The sequence below is a fragment of the Candidatus Marivariicella sp. genome, from assembly GCF_983056325.1.
Genome location: NZ_CEZOWA010000014.1, coordinates 1 through 20,735 on the forward strand (window position 1 = coordinate 1; position 20,735 = coordinate 20,735).

Annotated in this window: 14 protein-coding genes; 8 read left to right on the forward strand and 6 right to left on the reverse strand. The window is 29.7% G+C overall.

The features are described from left to right. Positions 1-136 precede the first annotated feature (136 nt). The gene (locus AC3ATN_RS05800) at positions 137-889 is read left to right on the forward strand and encodes a sulfite exporter TauE/SafE family protein (RefSeq protein WP_487532297.1); all 753 of its coding nucleotides are present in this window, start codon (positions 137-139) and stop codon (positions 887-889) included. Here AC3ATN_RS05800 and ribB read toward each other — a convergent pair. The 5 genes from ribB to nhaC form a co-directional block, all read right to left on the reverse strand. Then, a complete protein-coding gene (ribB, locus tag AC3ATN_RS05805) occupies positions 886-2,019 on the reverse strand; it encodes a 3,4-dihydroxy-2-butanone-4-phosphate synthase (RefSeq protein WP_487532298.1) in 1,134 nt (377 codons plus the stop codon). The two genes, AC3ATN_RS05800 and ribB, sit on opposite strands and share 4 nt — an antisense overlap. Then, on the reverse strand, positions 2,016-3,470 hold the full coding sequence (locus AC3ATN_RS05810; protein ID WP_487532300.1) for an LptF/LptG family permease: 1,455 nt from the start codon (positions 3,468-3,470) through the stop codon (positions 2,016-2,018). The genes ribB and AC3ATN_RS05810 overlap by 4 nt, the downstream gene beginning before the upstream one ends. Next, positions 3,470-4,114: an outer membrane lipoprotein periplasmic chaperone LolA1 gene (gene lolA1, locus AC3ATN_RS05815; protein WP_487532302.1), complete on the reverse strand. Its 645-nt coding sequence runs from the start codon at positions 4,112-4,114 to the stop codon at positions 3,470-3,472. Before lolA1 ends, AC3ATN_RS05810 begins: the two co-directional genes overlap by 1 nt. Then, positions 4,101-6,431 carry an FtsK/SpoIIIE family DNA translocase gene (locus tag AC3ATN_RS05820; protein ID WP_487532303.1) on the reverse strand — a complete coding sequence of 777 codons (2,331 nt, stop codon included), beginning with the start codon at positions 6,429-6,431 and terminating at the stop codon, positions 4,101-4,103. Before AC3ATN_RS05820 ends, lolA1 begins: the two co-directional genes overlap by 14 nt. 85 nt (positions 6,432-6,516) lie before the next feature. After that, entirely contained in the window at positions 6,517-7,947 is a 1,431-nt protein-coding gene (gene nhaC / locus AC3ATN_RS05825) for a Na+/H+ antiporter NhaC (RefSeq protein ID WP_487532304.1), read from the reverse strand. An 81-nt stretch (positions 7,948-8,028) separates the two neighbouring features. On the opposite strand from nhaC, the gene lpdA reads away from it, so the two are divergent. From lpdA to AC3ATN_RS05840, 3 genes are all read left to right on the forward strand, one after another. Further along, entirely contained in the window at positions 8,029-9,429 is a 1,401-nt protein-coding gene (lpdA, locus tag AC3ATN_RS05830) for a dihydrolipoyl dehydrogenase (protein WP_487532305.1), read from the forward strand. Positions 9,430-9,504: 75 nt separating this feature from the next. Then, on the forward strand, positions 9,505-10,803 hold the full coding sequence (gene tilS / locus AC3ATN_RS05835; protein ID WP_487532306.1) for a tRNA lysidine(34) synthetase TilS: 1,299 nt from the start codon (positions 9,505-9,507) through the stop codon (positions 10,801-10,803). 7 nt (positions 10,804-10,810) lie between these two features. Continuing rightward, entirely contained in the window at positions 10,811-12,769 is a 1,959-nt protein-coding gene (locus AC3ATN_RS05840; protein WP_487532307.1) for a protein-disulfide reductase DsbD family protein, read from the forward strand. A 10-nt stretch (positions 12,770-12,779) separates the two neighbouring features. Here AC3ATN_RS05840 and prfB read toward each other — a convergent pair. Continuing rightward, positions 12,780-13,890 (reverse strand): peptide chain release factor 2 gene (prfB, locus tag AC3ATN_RS05845; RefSeq protein WP_487532308.1). Its coding sequence is split into 2 segments (ribosomal slippage): positions 12,780-13,826 and positions 13,828-13,890, totalling 1,110 coding nucleotides; the frame shifts between segments, so codons are not numbered across the junction. Positions 13,891-14,031: 141 nt separating this feature from the next. Between prfB and AC3ATN_RS05850 the strand changes: the two genes are divergently transcribed. The 4 genes from AC3ATN_RS05850 (at position 14,032) to AC3ATN_RS05865 (ending at position 20,732) form a co-directional block, all read left to right on the forward strand. Next, a complete protein-coding gene (locus AC3ATN_RS05850; protein WP_487532309.1) occupies positions 14,032-16,479 on the forward strand; it encodes a zinc-dependent metalloprotease in 2,448 nt (815 codons plus the stop codon). A 5-nt stretch (positions 16,480-16,484) separates the two neighbouring features. Next, on the forward strand, positions 16,485-17,507 hold the full coding sequence (locus AC3ATN_RS05855; RefSeq protein ID WP_487532310.1) for a threonine aldolase family protein: 1,023 nt from the start codon (positions 16,485-16,487) through the stop codon (positions 17,505-17,507). Between the two features lie 82 nt (positions 17,508-17,589). After that, on the forward strand, positions 17,590-19,662 hold the full coding sequence (locus AC3ATN_RS05860; RefSeq protein WP_487532311.1) for a S9 family peptidase: 2,073 nt from the start codon (positions 17,590-17,592) through the stop codon (positions 19,660-19,662). A 50-nt stretch (positions 19,663-19,712) separates the two neighbouring features. Then, positions 19,713-20,732, forward strand: a complete 1,020-nt coding sequence (locus AC3ATN_RS05865) for a PLP-dependent cysteine synthase family protein (protein WP_487532313.1) — start codon at positions 19,713-19,715, stop codon at positions 20,730-20,732. Positions 20,733-20,735: the final 3 nt, after the last annotated feature.

A 20,735-nucleotide genomic window follows, 5' to 3' on the forward strand; every position in this document is an offset into this window, starting at 1 on the left:
GTGACCCTCAACAGTTTTCAAGACTGCCGCATTCGACCACTCTGCCATTTCTCCTTTGCGGTGGCAAATATACATTGTTTTTTAAGTAATAAAAAAAGATTGTAAAAAGCTTTTATTTACTAAGTATATTTATAATATGGAAGGTGTTCAAGAAATAATCATATTAGTTGTATCTGGCTTTATAGCAGGTGTAATTAATACTCTTGCGGGAGGTGGTTCTCTTTTAACACTACCAATCTTAATTTTTTTGGGTTTACCTCCTGGTGTTGCAAATGGAACAAACAGAATAGGAATCTTAATGCAATCAATTTCTGGGACTTTAGGTTATAAAAGTAAAGGAATTAGCACATACCCTTTTAATATTTATTTAGGAGTTTCTGCATCAGTTGGCGCATTAATTGGAGCACAAATTGCTATTGATATTCAAGGTGATTTATTTAATAAAATATTGGCTATAATAATTGTAGTTGTTGGTATTTTAATTGTTTTTAAACCAAAAAATAATATTAAAGTATTAGAAGAGAGATTAAAAGGTAAGTATTTAATAAATAGCTGTATAGGATTTTTTTTTATTGGAATATATGGTGGGTTTATTAATGCTGGAATTGGAATAGTTATTATGTTTTTTTTAACTAGATATAATAGACTTTCTCTTATCAAAACAAATGCAGCAAAAGTTGCTTTAGTTGGTATATATACCCTTGGAGCATTAGCTCTATTTGCTTATAATAATAAAGTTAATTGGACTATGGGACTCTGGCTTTCCTTTGGAACAATATTTGGAGCATGGATTACCAGTAGATATTCTGTAAGAAAAGGGGAAAAGGTTATAAAATTTTCTTTACTAATAATGGTTATTGCAATGGCAATAAAACTATGGTTTTTTTAGTATCCAATTTGATCAATAATTTCTAATCCATAACCCGTTAATCCAATACGTGGTATTTGCTTTGAATTACTAATAATTTTGAGTTTTGTAATGTTTAAATCATGTAAAATTTGAGCTCCAATTCCAAAATCCTTGTAATCCATTCTCAAAGGTGGAACTTTGTTTTTATTTCCTTGATCTTGGATATCCTTTAATATGTTAATTCTAGATAAGAGATCTTCACTAGATTCTTGGTGATTAATAAATAATATAGCTCCTTTTTTCTCATTATTGATTAATGAAAATATGCCATCAAGGCTTTTATCTGATGCACCAGTTAAAAGTCCTAAAATGTCATCATGTATTCTCGACGAGTTTATCCTTGTCAAGATTGGCTCTTTTGCCTGCCATTCTCCTATAGAAAGTGCTAAATGAATTTGACTATTAGTTGTTTGCTGATATGCTCTTAATCTAAATTTTCCAAATCTAGTTTCTATTTCCGTATCAACTTTTTTGAGAATTAAACTATCATGCTCCATTCTGTAAGCAACTAAGTTTTCAATAGAGACAATTTTTAAGTCAAACTTTTTTGCAATTTTATCTAATTCTGGAAGTCTTGCCATTGAACCATCATCATTGATTATTTCTACAATAACACCTGCAGATTTTAAACCAGCCAATCTTGCAAAATCAATTGCGGCTTCTGTGTGACCAGTTCTTCTTAAAACACCGCCTTCCTTTGCAATTAGTGGAAACACATGTCCTGGTCTAGATAAGTTATGCGGTTGTGTCTTGGTATTTACTAACGCTTTAATTGTTTTAGACCTGTCATTTGCAGATATTCCAGTAGTTATACCATTTCCTTTTAAATCAACAGATACTGTAAATGCTGTTTCCAAAGGATCTGTATTGTTCGATACCATCTTATCAAGATTCAGCTCAGTACATCTATTTTCATTTAATGGAACACAAACAAGACCTCTTCCATGTGTAATCATGAAATTAACTAATTCTGGAGTTATCATTTCAGCAGCACAAATAAAGTCACCTTCATTTTCCCTATTTTCATCATCAACAACAATTATAATTTTACCACTTTTTATATCTGATATTGCCTCTGGAATTGTATTTAATTCTATTTGTTTTTTCATTGATCTTTTTTTTCTTTTATGTACTTAGAATAAAGTTTTTGAATTGGAACAATAATAGGGTCAAGGTTTATTAATTCTTTATCTGAAGTCGCCCTGTTTACTAATATATAAGCAAATGGGGTTAAAATAATTGTTGATATCCATGATGCAAGCATAGGAGAAATACTGTTATCTTCTGCTGCATTTTTACTAAAAAGCCCTATGTAATGGTAGATTAGAAAAATAACAACGGATAAAACTAGTGGTAAACCTAGCCCCCCTTTTTTAATAATCGCACCTAAAGATGCCCCAATAAAAAAAAGAAGTATTGAAGCAAATATTAGAGCATACTTATCATAAAGTGTAGTCTTGTGGAGATTTATTAATTTTTGAAATAAGAAAAAATTTCTCTTTTTACTTTTCAAATTATTAATAGTCCCATTTAAAGGAGGTATGGATGTTCTAATAACTTCCGCATATTTAAATTTTTTTTCAAAATTCATAAACTCTAAAACATTAGCTTTCAATGATTCAGGGAGACTAACACTATCTTTTTCAATCATAGGTAGTTGTGAAAGTCCATTTGTTTTATTGAAATTTTCACTAAATACAAACTTTTGCTCGTTAAAATCAATTTCTAAAGAATCAATGCTTTCTTTTAATTGGATAACTTTTTGCATCCTGTATGTAGTTGTATAGTCTTGCGCATCCAAATCTACATTATTAAATTGTGAAAGATCGATATTCATAATGTACTCTTCAAAGTGAACCTTCGCAAACGGATATTTATTTTGCTCACTTATATTTTTAGGAACAATATCTTCATATCTGTAACCATTATATAGAACCATTTGAAGCATTGCATCGGTAGTTTCACTCTTTAACTCACCCGACTCAGATTTAATCACAACCCTGTTTCTATTATCATTACTTTTTTCATGAATAATTATATCATCCATAAACTGATCATTATCACCATACTTATTCATGACTTTTATGGTCATTTGTCCTAAATCATTAAAAACTCCCTCTCTTATTGCGAGTGCAGGCTTTAATTTTGAAATATTTTTCCTTAAGTTGTAAGATTTTAATTCACCATATGGAATTATATGATTTGAAAAAAAGTATGTTCCAATACCTAGGAATGTATGGAAAATTATTAATGACATCATAGACCTTTGTAATGAAATTCCAGTAGATTTCATAGCTGCAAACTCATAGTTTTCAGCAAGAGTACCATATGTCATAAGAGAAGCCAACAGAACAGAAAGAGGTAGAACAAGTGGGACCAGTTTAGGAGAGTAGTAGATTAAAAATCTAAATATTGTTATAAAATCTAAACCTTTTCCAGCTAATTCGTCTATATAAAGCCAAAATGCTTGTATTATAAATATTAGCATACAAATAAAAAAGACTGAAACCAGTCTAGAGGTATAGAGCTTTAAAATATATAAATCAATTATTTTAATCATTAGTTTATATAATAGCCTGGATAGTCAACTTTATTAAAAACAAAAATTGTATCAGGAATATTTTTATTAATAACAAAATTTTCGATTGTTAGAGTGGTGGTAGTTCTTTGTTTACCAATCTCTATAATTTTATATATATTTTTAGATTTTGTATTAATCCCAAGTAAAATATAGGAAATGTCTAAACTTTCTTCAGATGGAATTAATTTTACATATTGAATTTTATTTCCCTCTACATTTTGAATTATATCCCATTGGAAGTCGTAACCAGTTTTATAAATATCTATTAACTCCGTAGGATTTAATAAAATATTTTCTTCTTGATCAGAGCTCGTAATTAAGACTTCTTCATTTTCAGGAAAAATTGTATATAAATTTTTCCCATCAAATAACTGAGTTATATCTAAAGTAATTAATTTGTATTTCTCTTGCGAAACAACTACACTTCCATTGGTTTCCTGTTTTATATTTTCACTACTGTTCTCCAAAGAATATTTAAATTTAAATTGATAATTATTATAATTTCTCATTTGAACTGAGGTGTCATCCAAAAGTTTTTTAGCCTTTAAAGAGGTTTGACTTAATAGTAATGTCGGTATACTAAAAAGAAGGAGCAATAATGTTTGTGTTCTATATTGACTCATTATCTAAATGATTTTTTAAATGATTTAAATCTGAAATTAATACTTGTCTAGCCTTACTTCCCTCAAAAGGTCCTACTATTCCAGCAGCTTCCATTTGATCTATTATTCGTCCTGCTCTATTATACCCTAATTTTAATTTTCTTTGTAAAAGTGAAGCAGAACCTTGTTGAGCTATTACTATAACTTCAGCAGCATCTCTAAATAACGCATCCCTATCAGAGGCATCAATATCTAGAACATTACTCTCCTCACTAGTATACTCTGGGAGGATATAAGCATCACTAAACCCACTTTGAGAACCTATGTAATCTGCAATTTGATCTACTTCAGGTGTATCGACAAAAGCACATTGAATTCTTGATAATTCATTTCCCTGAGTATATAACATATCTCCTCTACCTATTAATTGATCTGCTCCACCGCTATCTAAAATTGTTCTAGAATCAATTTTTGAAGTTACTCTAAATGCAATTCTAGCTGGGAAATTTGCCTTGATTATACCAGTAATTACATTTACTGAGGGCCTTTGTGTGGCTATGATTAAGTGAATTCCAACCGCTCTAGCTAATTGAGCTAAACGAGCAATTGGGGTTTCTACTTCTTTCCCTGCTGTCATTATTAAATCAGCAAACTCATCAACTACAAGAACTATGTAGGGTAGATATTTATATCCATCATTAGGATTAAGTTTTCTATTTTTAAATTTAGTGTTGTATTCCACTAAATTTCTACACAACGCATTTTTTAAAAGTTCATACCTATCATCCATCTCTATACACAAAGAGTTTAAGGTATTTATTACTTTACTATTATCAGTTATTATAGGATCTTGACTATCTGGTAATTTAGCTAGATAATGTCTTTCAATTTTATTATAAATTGTTAATTCAACCTTTTTTGGATCAACTAAAACAAACTTAACTTCAGATGGATGTTTTTTATATAAAAGTGAAGTTAAGACAGCATTTAAACCTACTGACTTACCTTGACCTGTTGCTCCGGCCATAAGTAAATGTGGCATCTTTGTAAGATCAACAACAAAAGTTTCGTTACTTATTGTTTTACCAAGAGCAATTGGCAATTCCATTTCTGCTTTTTGGAACTTACTTGATGAAATAACTGATTTCATTGAAACAATACTTGGGTTTTGATTTGGCACTTCAATACCAATTGTTCCTTTACCAGGGATAGGAGCAATTATTCTTATTCCAAGAGCTGATAAGGAAAGTGCTATATCATCTTCAAGGTTTTTAATTTTAGAAATTCTTATTCCTGCCTCAGGGACAATCTCATAAAGTGTTACTGTGGGTCCAATTGTAGCTTTTATCTGAGCAATTCCAATTTTATAATTTTTTAAAGTATCTACAATTTTAATTTTATTTTCTTCAAGTTCCTCCTCATTAATAGTTATGCCTGTGTTAGGGTAGTCTTTTAATAAATCAATCGATGGAATTTTATAATTACTTAATTCTAAAGTTGGATCAAACTCTCCTTGTTCTCTGACTAATTTTTCAGATAATTCATCTTCGGACTTTTGATATGTGTCTTTAATTTCCATCTTTAAATCATCATCACCATCTACTTTTGAAATAGTTGGCAAAATATCATTTATTAATTTTTCATTCGAATCATCATCATCATCATCTAAAGACCCTTTGATTAAAGAGTCATTTGTATGGGGTTGTGTAACTTCTGGTTTAGATATATTATTTTCAAATGAACTTTCATCAATAATATCAGTGGGTTTAACTGTTTTTAATTTTTTAATATGTTGAAATAGCTTTTCTGGAGTGAATTCCCAATGGAAAACAATAATACATAAAAAATAAAAAAATACTATCGTGCTAAAACCAAACAAACCAGTATAATCAATAATAAAATCTGATATTTCATATCCAACAACTCCATTTATAATATCATATTCTTCACGAAAAAAATTAAGAAATAGAGAGCCAAATAAAATATAATTCAAACCCCAAGCCCATTTAATAACTAAACTTTTCCTGGAAGTTTTAAAAAAAAGAACCGAGCCGGTTATGAAAATTAAATAAGAAAAAATATAAGATGGAATTCCAAAAAGGTTAAATATAAATAAGTGTCCAAGCCATGCACCGATTTTACTTAGGGCATTTTGTGTTTGAATATCTCGATTACTGAAAGATTCAAGTGCTGATTGATCAGCTTCCCAAGTTAAAAGATATGACGTAAAGGAAATAAAAAGTATAAAGCTTATCAAAATCAAAAAACTTCCTAGAATAACAGTTCTTTGTCTAATAGCCTCTTTGGAAGTTGAATTCTTTTTTTTACTTATCGCCATCTATTTAATTAAATATCGAAATCTTGATTACAAAAATACAAATTAGTAATGATTTGATTTTACATTAGAACTTTATTTATGAATACTATTTTAAAGAACGAATTTTTATTTTTAATGCCGCATAAAGTAAAGTCATAAATGGACTTATCCAATTAAAAATTGCATATAAAAAATATTCACTAACACCAACATTAAGGACACTTGATTGATACGCACCACAGGTATTCCAGGGAATTAATGCTGATGTAACAGTTCCAGAATCCTCTAATGTCCTACTTAGGTTTTCTGGAGCTAGATTTCGATCTTTATATGCTTTAGAAAACATTTTACCTGGTATTACAATGGCTAAATACTGATCTGAGGCAGTTAGGTTGATTGTCAAACAAGTAGCGACGGTACTCGCAAACAATTGAAACGTAGATTTAGCCCAACTTAAAAGTGTATTTGTGATTGAAGTTAGTGCCCCTATAGCTTCCATTACGCCTCCAAAAACCATCGCGCATATTATTAACCAGATGGTGTCTAACATTCCTTTCATTCCTCCGGATGAAAAAAGGTCGTATAAAAGTTGATTTTCAGTTTCTATCTGAGTACCAATAGTGATTGCATTTAAAATTCCTTTATACGCACTTGAGAAGTTATATATATTTTCTCCACTTAATGCTAATACTATATTGGGTTGGAAAATTAATGCAAATATAGCTCCTAAAATAGTGCCTGCTAATAAAGCAATTAATGGAGGTGTTTTTTTTGAAATTAAAAAAATAACTGAGGCTGGAACTATAAATAGCCAGTAATTAATATTGAATTTTAATTCTATATTTTTGAGCAAAGTTAAAATATCAGCTGCACCCTTTTCTTCTTGAAAAAATCCGAGGATTACAAAAACTATTATAGTAATAAGTATGCTTGGAACAGTAGTTAAAGTCATATACTTAATATGATTAAATAAATCTCCTCCAGACATTGCAGGAGCTAAATTTGTAGTATCACTTAATGGAGATAATTTATCACCAAAATATGCTCCAGATATTACCGCACCAGCAATCATTCCTGGGGGAAGACCCAAGGCTTTGCCAATTCCAATTAATGCGATACCTACTGTTGCAGAGGTAGTCCAACTGCTTCCGGTAGCCAGAGATATTATGGAACATATTATTATGCACGATGGTAAAAAGATAGAAGGATGTAAAATTTTTAAACCATAATAAATCATAGCTGGAATTATACCACTCGCTAACCAAGTTCCCGCTAATGCTCCTACAAAAAGTAAAATTAAAATTGCACCTGCAACTGATTGAAAATTATCAGCTACTTTAGAGAGCATATCCTTATAGGATACTTTGTAGTAAAATCCAACAATTGCAGCAATTGATGCTCCAATTAATAAAATAAATTGATTTGATCCTGACAGTGCATTATCTCCAAAAACAAAAACATTATAAGCAAGAAGTATTATTAATAATATTAACGGAATTAATGATGAAATAATTGGAAGTCCCTTTACTTTGTTCAAAATTTAAAATTTAAGATTATATCTATATGTACAATGTTAAGAATTTTCTAACTAATTTTACATTATTATTAAATTGATACTATGAAATCATACGATGTTACTGTAATTGGATCAGGTCCAGGAGGTTATGTTGCCGCAATAAGATGTTCACAACTGGGACTTAAAACAGCTTTAATCGAAAAATACAAAACCTTAGGAGGTACATGTTTAAATGTGGGGTGTATTCCTTCAAAATCTCTTCTTGATTCATCCCATCATTATGAGGAAGCTATTAAAAACTTTAATACTCATGGAATAGAGATTTCAGGAGAAATTAAAGTTAATCTTGAAAAAATGATTGGCAGAAAACAGTCAGTTGTTGATCAAACTACAAAAGGTATTGATTATCTAATGGATAAAAATAAAATTGATGTTTTTCATGGTATTGGCAGTTTTGAAGATTCAAATCATATTAAAATTAATTCTGACAAATCTGAAGTGATTAAAACAAAAAATACAATAATTGCAACAGGATCAAAACCAACTAATTTACCTTTTGCAAAAGTTGATAAAGAAAGAATTATTACATCTACAGAGGCTCTTTCTTTGAAAGAAATTCCAAAACATATGATCGTAATTGGAGGAGGTGTTATTGGTTTAGAATTGGGTCAAGTATATCGACGATTGGGTTCTGAAGTTACAGTTGTCGAATATGCTGATCGTATAACACCAATAATGGATTCTAGTATTTCTAGAGAATTAACTAAAGTTTTAAAAAAACAAGGTGTTAAATTCTATTTTTCTCATACAGTTATTGAAGTTGATAGAGTAAATGATGGTGTAATAGTAAAAGCATTAGATAAAAAAAAGTCAGAGATAATCTTTGAAGGTGATTATTGTCTTGTTTCTGTTGGAAGAAAACCCTATACCAAAAGCTTAAATACTAAGGCAGCAGGAGTAACTTTAAATGAGAAGGGACAAGTTATTGTAAATGAAAATCTTCAATCGACAAGTTCAAGTATTTATGCAATTGGAGATGTTGTAAGGGGTGCAATGTTAGCTCACAAAGCTGAAGAAGAAGGAGTAATGGTTGCTGAAATTATTGCAGGTCAAAAGCCACATATTAATTATAATCTTATTCCAAATGTAATCTATACCTGGCCTGAAGTTTCTTCGGTAGGCAAAACAGAAGAAATGCTAAAATCTGAAGGTATTAATTATAAAGTAGGTCAGTTTCCAATGAGGGCTTTAGGAAGAGCAAGAGCAAGTATGGATACTGATGGATTTGTTAAAATATTGGCTGATTCAGTTACAGATGAAGTTTTAGGAGTTCATATGGTGGGTGCTAGAGTTGCAGATTTGATAGCTGAAGCAGTTACTGCTATGGAGTTTAGAGCCTCAGCTGAAGATATTTCTAGAATGAGTCATTCTCATCCAACTTATGCTGAAGCAATAAAAGAAGCCGCTCTTGCTGCTACAGACAATCGACCCTTACATATTTAATAAATTGTTTTTATTGATTTATTAATAATACAATTTGTATTTAAAACCCGCTGATTATTTCTTAATTTTAAAATAATGAATCTTCATTCTTTAGATATTGAATCTTTGTACCCTCAGCTTAAAAATAAAATAACTCTTATTGCTGTAAGTGGGGGAGTAGATAGTGTTGTACTATCTCATTTGTTTTCAAACACAAATTTAAAATTTTCAATAGCGCATTGTAATTATTGTTTGCGATCACAGCATAGTGATAAAGATGAAACCTTAGTAAAAGATTTGGCTTCTAGATTAAATGTTAAGCTATTTCATAAAAAATTTAATACCATTGAATACTCAAAAATAAATAAATGTTCAATTCAGATGGCTGCTAGAGAAATTAGATATAATTGGTTTGAAAAATTATTAATTCAAAATCATATTTCTTTTATATCAACTGCTCATCATCTTAATGATCAATTAGAAACATTTTTAATTAATATTGCAAGAGGTTCCGGAATAGAGGGGCTTGTCGGAATATCAGAATCAAGTAAACTTATAAGACCATTATTGAATTTTACTAAGGAAGAAATCTTAGATTACGCTAAGTTGAATAAACTCAAATGGAATGAAGATCAGAGTAATATTAATAATACTTATTTAAGAAACTCCATAAGAAATAAAGTAGTTCCAGAATTTAAAAAAATACTACCTAATATTGAAAAACAATTTCAAAAATCAATTCATCATATTGGTCTTGCCAATATTGCTTTGAAATCACAAATAGACAATTTTAAACTTAATTTTTTTATAAAAACTGATACAGGCATAAAAATTCATATAAAAGATCTTGAAAGTCTTTATCCAAATGACTTCTTCTTGCATGCTATTTTTAAAAAATATGGATTCAATAGTTCAACCGAACTGCTAAAATTAATTAATTCCTCACCAGGAAAATTAATTAGTTCAACATCTCATGATTTATTAAGAGATCGAGAATGTTTGATTTTAAGAAATAAATCTCAAAAAAAAAATGATTTTACTTATCAAATTAAGTTATTTCCACAAAAATTAAAACATCCATTTGAGATTGAAATAAGTTTAAAACCTTTTATTGACTCAACTAATTCAATTGAAGTTGATTTTTCTTTATCAAATTTAATATTAGAAATAAAGAAACCTTATTCAGGTGCTTTTTTTTATCCTAAAGGGATGTCGGGGAAAAAAAAATTAAGTAAATTTTTTAAGGATGAAAAATTATCAAAATTTGAGAAAGAAAATCAATGGATTTTAACCTACGATGACCAAGTAGTTTGGGTAATTGGTAGAAGGGCAGATAGTCGATTTATTTCAAAAAATGATTCAAGTAAAAGGATGTATATTCGCATAAAAGTATAATCGCTAAATGAAAAAAATATTTCTATTAATTTCTTTAATTTCTTTAGTTTCATTAAACTTTTTATTCTCTCAAGATATAATTGAGCCAGTAAAATGGAATTTTTTTCATGAAATAAAAAATGATTCCATTCTTAAATTAAAGTTTGAAGCTAAAATTGATGATAAGTGGCATGTATATTCTCAAAATATAGAAAACGAACCACCCCTTTCGACTCTATTTTTATTTGATCAAGAACCATACAGTCAAATTAAAAAAGTTAAAGAGGGGGAAAGTATTGTTTCCTTTGATCCAATTTTTGAAAAAGATTTAAAATACTTTGAAAAATTTGCGTTATTTGAAATTGAAATAAAGAATAATGAGTCTTTAGATTTAATATCTGGTAGTGTTGAATACCAGGCCTGTGACGACAAACTCTGCGTATTTAGATCCGAGCCCTTTACTTTTGTTTTTAATAAAAAAAGTGTCTCTAAAACAACTTCTATTGATGATAAAAGTAAGTCTATAGCTAGTTCTTTGAAATTAGATTTATCTGTATCAAATTTTGTGACTAGTATTAACCCTAAATCAAGTGAAAGTAACTTTAGTATTTTTATATTAGGTATTTTAGGAGGTATACTTGCTTTGTTAACTCCCTGTGTTTTTCCAATGATTCCCTTAACAGTTTCGTATTTTATTAAAAACGAAAAAACTAGATCTAAAGGAATAAAAGATTCATTAATTTACTCATTTTTTATAATTTTTATTTACGTTTTATTAAGTCTTCCATTTCATTTATTTGATTCGTTGGATCCTGAAATTTTAAATGTTATTTCAACTAATGTTTATGTTAACTTATTATTCTTTTTTGTGTTTGTATTTTTTGCATTCTCATTTTTTGGATTTTATGAGCTTACCTTACCCAGTAAATGGTCAAATTTTTCTGACTCGGCTTCTTCTAAGTGGAAAGGAGTTCTTGGTTTATTTTTCATGGCTGTTACACTATCTATAGTTTCCTTTTCTTGTACAGGTCCAATTCTCGGCTCTTTATTGGCTGGTTCTTTATCTTCTGACGGAGGCGCTATGCAACTTACTTATGGTATGTTGGGATTTGGATTAGCTTTAGCACTTCCATTTGGTTTATTTTCCTTATTTCCAAAAACATTGAAATTTATTCCAAAATCAGGTAATTGGTTAAATACAACAAATATTGTAATTGGATTTATTGAGTTGGCATTAGCTTTAAAATTCCTATCTAATGCAGATTTAGTCTCTCATTGGGGAATTTTAAAACGTGAAGTTTTTATTTCAATATGGGCTATACTTTCTCTACTTACTGCTTTATATTTATTTGGAGTATTTTATTTTCCACATGAAACGAAACATAAAATAAAACTTTCAAGAAAATTCATTGGATCATTTTTTATAATATTTACATTTTATCTAGTGCAGGGTATATCAAGTAAAGAAAATAATCTAAAGTTTCTGAGTGGTTTTCCTCCTCCAATTTTTTATAGTATTGATGATTCAAGTAGTGAATGCCCCTTGAATCTGGATTGTAAAAAAGATTTTTTTGAAGGTAGAGAATTTGCAAAAAAAATAAATAAACCAATTTTAATTGATTTTACAGGCTGGGCTTGTGTGAATTGCAGAAGAATGGAGGAGAACGTGTGGTCTAATACTGATATTTACAAAATTTTAAAAAATGATTTAGTTTTGGTTTCATTATATGTGGATGATAGAAGTGAGCTAGCAAAGGATAAACAGTTTAATATATTGCGTGCTAATGGCACATTGAAAAGCATAAAAACTATAGGTCAAAAGTGGTCAACTTTTCAATATTTGAATTTTAAAACAGCCTCTCAACCCTTTTATATTTTAATTACAAGTGAAGGGGTTTTACTGAATGACCCAATACAATATGCAGATAAAACTACTTTTAAAAAATGGTTAAATAAGGGAATTCAAAATTTTAATTCTAATATTTAAAATATTTTGCTTATAACCTGTTTTTTGCTTCATTTTTTTGTCCCATATACATTAAATATCCCTTGAGAAATAAATCAATTGATCCATTCAATACTCCATCAACATCATTGCTTTCAACTTTAGATCTAACATCTTTTATTAATTTATAGGGGTGCATCACATAGTTTCTAATTTGAGATCCCCATTCAATTTTCATTTTTGATGATTCTATTTCGTCCCTTGCAGATAATTTTTTTTGTAATTCAATCTCATATAATTGAGATTTAAGAAGCTGCATTGCCTTTCCCTTATTTTCCAACTGAGATCTTGTTTCAGAATTTTCTATAACTATACCTGATGTTTTATGTCTTAACCTAACTGCTGTTTCAACTTTATTAACATTTTGACCACCCGCTCCACTTGAACGCATTGTTTCCCAGGAAATATCAGATGGATTTATAATTATTTCAATTGTATCGTCAACTAATGGATATACATAAACAGAAGCAAAAGAAGTGTGTCTTTTAGCATTACTGTCAAAAGGAGAAATTCTAACCAGTCTATGAACGCCGTTTTCACCTTTTAACCAACCAAATGCATACTCACCCTGTAATTCAATCGTCACTGTTTTGATTCCAGCTACATCCCCAGCTTGATGGTTTAATTCTTTTAATTTATATCCATTTTTTTCACCCCACATTAAATACATTCTCATAAGCATTTCAGCCCAATCACAGCTCTCTGTTCCACCTGCGCCAGCTGTTATTTGAAGTACAGCAGATAGATTATCTCCTTCATCAGATAACATATTCTTAAATTCAATTTTTTCAAAGAGACTCAGGATATAAGTATGAAGAGTGTTTAATTCTGTGTGTTCTATTTCTCCTTCATTGAAATATTCTAACAATATTTCTAATTCTTCTAACTTATTTTCAATAAATTTGAAATCTGTAACCCACTTCTTTTGAGATTGGAGATCTCGCATATAAACTTCAGCTTTTTCGGGATTTTTCCAAAAATCAGGAGATAAAGTTTTTTCTTCCTTGTTCGAAATTTCTATTTCTTTTCCAGCAATGTCAAAGATACCTCCTTAACGCACCAAGGCGATCCATAAGCCCTTTAAATAATTCAGAAGTGAGCATTTAAATTTTTATATAAAAGTAAATGACTTTATTTATATAGTAATCATAAAATATTTTTTTTATGATATTTAATTGATTTTTTAGTTTAAAAACTAATCAATCATATCACAAATTTTATTAGTTTTAATTAAAACATACATAATGAAAAATAAAATATTCGCTCTCACATCACTTTTTATTTTTATATCGTCACTTACGATAGCTCAGCGTAAAGAACTTAGAAAAGGCAGTAAAAGCAACAGGATTGAAAGTTCTATATATGATTCTATGAAAAAATATTCAGGTTTTTTTAATTTTTATTATAACGAACCAAACGATCACATATATTTAGAAGTTAGCGATTTAGAAAAGGATTTCTTATACGTTAATAGTTTAAGTGAAGGAATAGGAAGTAATGATATTGGTCTTGATAGAGGTCAGCTTGGTAACCGAAGGGTTGTATATTTTAAGAAGGCAGGAGACAGGTTGTTATTAGTCGAACCTAACCAAAAATATCGAGCGAATACAGATAATTATTTAGAAAAGAAATCGATTAAACAAGCATTTGCCAAATCAGTTATATGGAGTTTTTCGATTAAAGAATTTAATAATAATAAATATATTATAGACTTAAATGATTTTTTATTAAACGATACACATGGTGTTTCACAGAGATTAAAATCAAGAAAACAGGGTTCATATTCCGTTGATAAGTCAAGATCATCAATGGAACTTGATCGGACTAAAGCATTTCCTGAAAATATTGAATTCGATGTTCAATTAACTTTTAAAGGTCAACCTCAAGGAAATTTAATAAGATCTGTGACACCTTCTGCTGATGCAGTAACTGTTCATCAACATCATTCTTTTATTGAACTACCTCCTTTGGATTTTAAAATGCGTCTTTTTGATCCAAGGAGTGGTGTAAATGCATTTAGATTTTATGATTATGCAACACCTGTAAGTGAATCTACTTTACAAGAATATGTTGTGAGACATCGATTAGAAAAGAAAAATCCGGAACTGGAAATAAGTGAAGCAATAGAACCTATAATTTACTATTTAGATAATGGAACTCCAGAACCAGTTCGTTCGGCATTACTTGAGGGAGGAAGGTGGTGGAATCAAGCTTTTGAAAGTATTGGGTTTAAAAATGCTTTTCAAGTCAAAATGTTGCCAGATGATGCTGATCCTCTTGATGTTAGATTTAATGTTATCCAATGGATACACAGATCAACAAGAGGTTGGAGTTATGGAGCAAGTATAGTTGATCCAAGAACTGGTGAAATACTGAAGGGGCAAGTTAGTCTTGGAAGTCTTCGAATAAGACAAGATTTTATGATTGCTCTCGGGTTAACGGAATCTCCATTTAAAATCGGATCTAATAATGAAAGTAAAGCATTAGAGATGGCTCTAGCTAGAATTCGTCAACTATCCGCTCATGAGATTGGGCATACCTTAGGTTTTGCTCATAACTTTGCAGCAAGTGCAAATAATAGGTCTTCTGTTATGGATTATCCTCACCCCACATTAAGTTTAGTTGATGGAAAAATCAATTATGATAATGCATATTCAATTGGAATAGGAGACTGGGATAAGGTTTCAGTATCTTATAATTATTCCGAATTTTCAGATGCTGTAGATGAGAATATTGAATTACAAAAAATTCTTGAAAAAAGTTATTTAGATGGACATCGGTTTATTTCCGACTCTGATTCTAGACCAATAGGTGGGGCTCACCCAACTTCTCATTTATGGGATAACGGTTCAGTTGCAACTAATGAATTAGATAATTTATTAAAAATAAGAAAAATAGCTATGGATCAATTTTCATTAGAAAACATTAGAGTTGGTGAAAACTATTCGGTACTTGAAGACAGATTAGTTCCAATGTATTTTCTTCACAGATATCAAGTTGAGGCAGTTGTTAAGTCGATAGGTGGATTAAACTATGACTATGGAGTTAAAAGTAATATTAATTACAAAACGTATCCCGTAAATAAAAATGACCAATCAAAGGCGTTAAAAAGTCTGTTGAATAGTATTTCTCCCTCCGAATTAACAATCCCAGAATCTCTTCATTCATTATTAAGTCCAAGAACTTTTGGAAACTATAGGAATCGTGAGAGTTTTGGATCCCAAACAGGTGTTACATTTGATTATTTAGGTATTGCAAATTCATTAAGTGATGCTATAATTGGTATGATTTTAAACCCACAAAGAGTTTCAAGATTAATTCAACAGGAAGCTGTTTATAAAAATCAATTAACTTTTAATGAAGTTATTCTTCAATTAATCAATGAAACCTTCAAACCAGATGAATCTAATTCTTATCATCAATCAATTAATGAAATTAATCAATCTAACTTACTTAAACATCTCATGATATTGAGTAATACAAGTAATTTATATCCTCAAGTAAGAGCTGAAATTTTTGATGCTTTGCATTTTTTATCTAAAAGACTAGATAAAAATTCAGGAATAAAATTCTCAAAATTTTATCAAAATCAGATAAGTCAGTTTATGTCACAACCTAAACTTATATCTCCATTAGAAACTGAAAAGATTCCGGATGGCTCTCCAATTGGTTCATTTGCCTGTGATTTTTAATTATTATGGTAAACTTAATTAGTGATACATTTACTATTCCATCAAAAGGTATGTTAAATGCCATGATGAATGCTGAAGTTGGAGATGATGTCTTTAAAGAAGATCCAACATTAAATAGGCTTGAAGAAAGGGTTGCAAAGTTATTTGGTATGGAATCCGGTTTGTTTTTCCCTTCTGGAACAATGTCTAACCAAGTAGCTATTAAAATTCATACCCAACCTGGAGATCAATTAATCTGTGATCATTATTCTCATATTTATCATTATGAGGGGGGAGGAGTGAGTTTCAATTCTGGTGTATCGTGTAGATTAATTCAAGGCAACAGAGGTTTATTAAATGCTAATCAAATTGAAAATGTAATTAATCCAATAGATTTTTATCACAGCCCTCCAACAACTTTAGTTAGTCTTGAAAACACATCTAATAAAGGAGGTGGAGCATGTTATAATATAAAAACATTGGAGTCTATTAGTTCACTATGTAAAGAAAAAAAAATATCAATTCACTTGGACGGTGCAAGAATATGGAATGCAATAATATCGACTAATACAAAAGCTATTGATTATGGTAACCTATTTGATACTATTTCTGTTTGTTTTAGTAAAGGCTTAGGTTGTCCAATTGGCTCAATGCTATTAGGGAGTAATAAATCTATAAAAAAAGCCATCAGATATAGAAAAGTTTTGGGTGGTGGGATGAGACAAGTAGGCTATATAGCCGCTGCAGCAAACTATGCCTTAGATAATAACTTAAATGATTTAATAAATGATCATGAGAAAGCAATTGAGTTAGGATTAGTTTTAACTAGTTTATCATATGTTGATTTTGTTCAACCTATTGATACAAACATTGTAATATTTTCATTAAAACCATCTTACAATGAAGATCTATTTATAAAAACTCTTGCAAAAAAGAATATTAGGTTAATTCAGCTTGGAAGAGGTAAAATAAGAATGGTAACACATAGAGATTACACCAAAGATCAGCATCTGTATACTATTAATATATTGACTAATTTAAAATTTTAATTTTATATGTGATTTTCAGCAAAAAACTTTTTTATTTACTTATTGGGATTAATTTTGCCATATCATCTAATGAAATTATTTAATGAAAGAAAATAATAGTATTCTACCTCCAATAGCAGAAAAAATTCCATACCAAAATAAAATCCATGATGATATTAGAATTGATAATTATTATTGGTTAAAAGAAAGAGATAATCCGGAAGTAATTGATTATTTGGAAAGAGAAAACGATTACTATGACAAATTAACAAGTCAAACAAAGCCTCTTCAAAACAAATTATTTTCAGAAATGAAAAGTAGAATAAAAGAGGATGATAGTTCAGTTCCATACTTTTACAACGATTATTGGTATATTACTCGTTTCGAAATAGGAAAATCATATCCAATTTATTCAAGAAAAAAAGGTTCTTTGTCTGCCAGGGAGGAGATACTTATTGATGTTAATATAGAAGCGAAAAATTTTGAGTATTTCAGTTTAGTTGGTCTAAATATAAGTCCTGACAATACCAAGATGTCATTTGCTATAGACACTCAGTCTAGACGAAAATACACTTTATATGTAAAGGATCTTCTGACTAATAAAAACCTCAAAACGAATATAAAAAATACAACTGGAGGCAGTGTCTGGGCAAATGATAATAAACACTTATTTTATACAAAAAAGGATCCAAAAACCTTAAGATCTAATGAGGTTCGTAGGCATAATATAAAATTGTATAATAATAAAGATGTTTTAATTTATGTTGAAAAAGATGATACTTTTGAAGTAAGTATTGGAAAGTCTAAGTCTGGTGAATATATTTTTATTTCCTCATACAGCACACTAACTTCAGAATACCAATTTTTAAATGCAAACCACCCCAAAGAGAGTTTCCAAAAAATTCAAAAGAGAATAAGAGGATTGGAATACAGTGTTTCTCACTTTAAAGATAATTTCTATATTATTACAAATCATGAAAACTCTAATAATTTCAAATTAGTTAAAACGCCAGTTAACAAAACAGAATTAAAATTCTGGACAACTGTAATTGAAAATAGAAAAGATGTATTACTAGAAGATATTGATCTGTTTCAAGACTTTTGGGTTACTAGCGAAAGATCAAATGGGTTGAATCAATTAATTATACATTCTTGGGATAAGAATATATCTAGCTATTCACTTCCAGTTGAAGGAGAAACCTACAGCTTGTTTAGTCAATATAATCTAGATTTTTCTAGTTCAAAATTAAGGTACACATACAATTCATTATCAACTCCAACTACAATTATGGAGTTTGATTTAAATTCAAAAAAAAATACCATTTTAAAAACTCAAATTGTTTTGGATGATACTTTTAATTCAAATAATTATGAAGAAAAAAGAGTCTGGGCTAAAGCAATTGATGGGGTTAATATACCAATATCATTAGTCTATCATAAAAACACCAAACTATCAAGTGAAACACCTCTTCTTCAATATGCATACGGATCGTATGGAATAACAATTGATCCGTATTTTTCAAGTACTCGTTTAAGTTTATTGGATAGAGGCTTTGTTTTTGCAATCGCTCATGTTAGGGGAGGAGAATATCTAGGTCGATCTTGGTATGAAGACGGAAAGCTATTCAAAAAAAAAAATACGTTTGATGACTTTATTTTGTGCTCAAAATATTTAATTAACATGAATTACACATCATCAAAGCATCTATATGCAATGGGGGGGTCAGCTGGAGGGTTATTAATGGGTGTTATTTTAAATGAATCACCTGAAATATACAACGGTGTAATTGCGGCAGTACCTTTTGTAGATGTAATTACAACAATGTTGGATGAAACAATCCCACTAACAACTGGTGAATATGATGAATGGGGTAATCCAAATAATAAAGATTATTATGAGTACATGCTTTCGTATTCTCCATATGATCAAGTTAAAAAACAAAAATATCCAAATATTTTAGTGACTACGGGTTTACATGATTCACAGGTTCAATATTGGGAACCAGCAAAATGGGTTGCAAAACTTCGTGATTATAAGATAGACTCTAATGTAATACTCCTAAAAACAGATATGAATACCGGCCATGGAGGTGCATCAGGTAGATTCGATGCATTAAAAGAAATCGCAAGAAATTACACCTTTTTAATCCAACTTGATCGTAAAAAAATTAAGTAATTTTATTTAAATTTGCTACCAATTATTCAAAATATAATAAAAACCAAATTTTGATTCAAAATGATCTTACTGATTTAATTGGAAATACACCTTTAATTAAATTAAATAGAATAGTTAAAGATTTACCCGGTAAATATTTTGCGAAATGCGAATTTTTTAATCCGGGTCACTCTAATAAAGATAGAATTGCTCTCCATATAATTAAGGATGCCGAAAAAAGAGGGCTTCTTAAGCCAGGATCTACAATAATTGAAACTACTTCAGGTAATACAGGTTTTAGTATTGCTATGGTTTCATTAATTAGAGGTTATAAATGTATACTAGCTTTAAGTTCGAAATCTTCTTCTGATAAAATAAATATGCTAAAATCAATGGGGGCCAAAGTTTATGTTTGTCCGGCAAATGTTTCTTCTACTGATTCTCGTTCATATTATCAAGTTGCAAAAAGAATCAACAAAGAAATTAAGAACTCGTTTTATGTAAATCAGTATTTCAATGATCTTAATACCAAATCACACTATCTTTCAACTGGTCCTGAAATATGGGATCAAACAAATGAAAAAATAACACATTTGATAGGTTGCTCTGGAACAGGTGGAACATTGTCAGGATCTGGACAGTTTTTAAAGGAAAAAAACGCAAGTATCAAAGTTATTGGTGTTGATGCGTATGGATCTGCTTTAAAAAAATATCATGATACAGGAGAGTTTGATGAAAATGAGATATATCCAAATAGAATTGAAGGTTTAGGTAAAAATTTAATACCTTCAGCTACTAATTTTACTGTAATTGATTTTTTTATAAAAGTTAGTGATGAGGATAGTGCATATATGGCCAAAAATATATGTAAAAACGAAGGAATGTTCGTTGGATATACCTCTGGAGCTGCAATGCAGGCTTTAGCTCAGTTGAGTAATCAAGCATTTTTTGATAAAAACAGTAACGTAGTTGTTATTTTTCCTGATCATGGCTCAAGATACATGAGTAAAATTTATAATAACAAATGGATGACGGATCAAGGGTTTAATAATTATCAAGAAGGTGATGTACATGAAATTGAATATATTTAATTT

Excerpts from the sequence above, each read along its gene's own strand:
- AC3ATN_RS05800 (WP_487532297.1), top strand. The coding sequence starts at position 137 with ATGGAAGGTGTTCAAGAAATAATCATATTAGTTGTATCTGGCTTTATA.
- ribB (WP_487532298.1), bottom strand. The coding sequence starts at position 2,019 with ATGAAAAAACAAATAGAATTAAATACAATTCCAGAGGCAATATCAGAT.
- AC3ATN_RS05810 (WP_487532300.1), bottom strand. The coding sequence starts at position 3,470 with ATGATTAAAATAATTGATTTATATATTTTAAAGCTCTATACCTCTAGA.
- lolA1 (WP_487532302.1), bottom strand. The coding sequence starts at position 4,114 with ATGAGTCAATATAGAACACAAACATTATTGCTCCTTCTTTTTAGTATA.
- AC3ATN_RS05820 (WP_487532303.1), bottom strand. The coding sequence starts at position 6,431 with ATGGCGATAAGTAAAAAAAAGAATTCAACTTCCAAAGAGGCTATTAGA.
- lpdA (WP_487532305.1), top strand. The coding sequence starts at position 8,029 with ATGAAATCATACGATGTTACTGTAATTGGATCAGGTCCAGGAGGTTAT.
- tilS (WP_487532306.1), top strand. The coding sequence starts at position 9,505 with ATGAATCTTCATTCTTTAGATATTGAATCTTTGTACCCTCAGCTTAAA.
- AC3ATN_RS05840 (WP_487532307.1), top strand. The coding sequence starts at position 10,811 with ATGAAAAAAATATTTCTATTAATTTCTTTAATTTCTTTAGTTTCATTA.
- AC3ATN_RS05850 (WP_487532309.1), top strand. The coding sequence starts at position 14,032 with ATGAAAAATAAAATATTCGCTCTCACATCACTTTTTATTTTTATATCG.
- AC3ATN_RS05855 (WP_487532310.1), top strand. The coding sequence starts at position 16,485 with ATGGTAAACTTAATTAGTGATACATTTACTATTCCATCAAAAGGTATG.
- AC3ATN_RS05860 (WP_487532311.1), top strand. The coding sequence starts at position 17,590 with ATGAAAGAAAATAATAGTATTCTACCTCCAATAGCAGAAAAAATTCCA.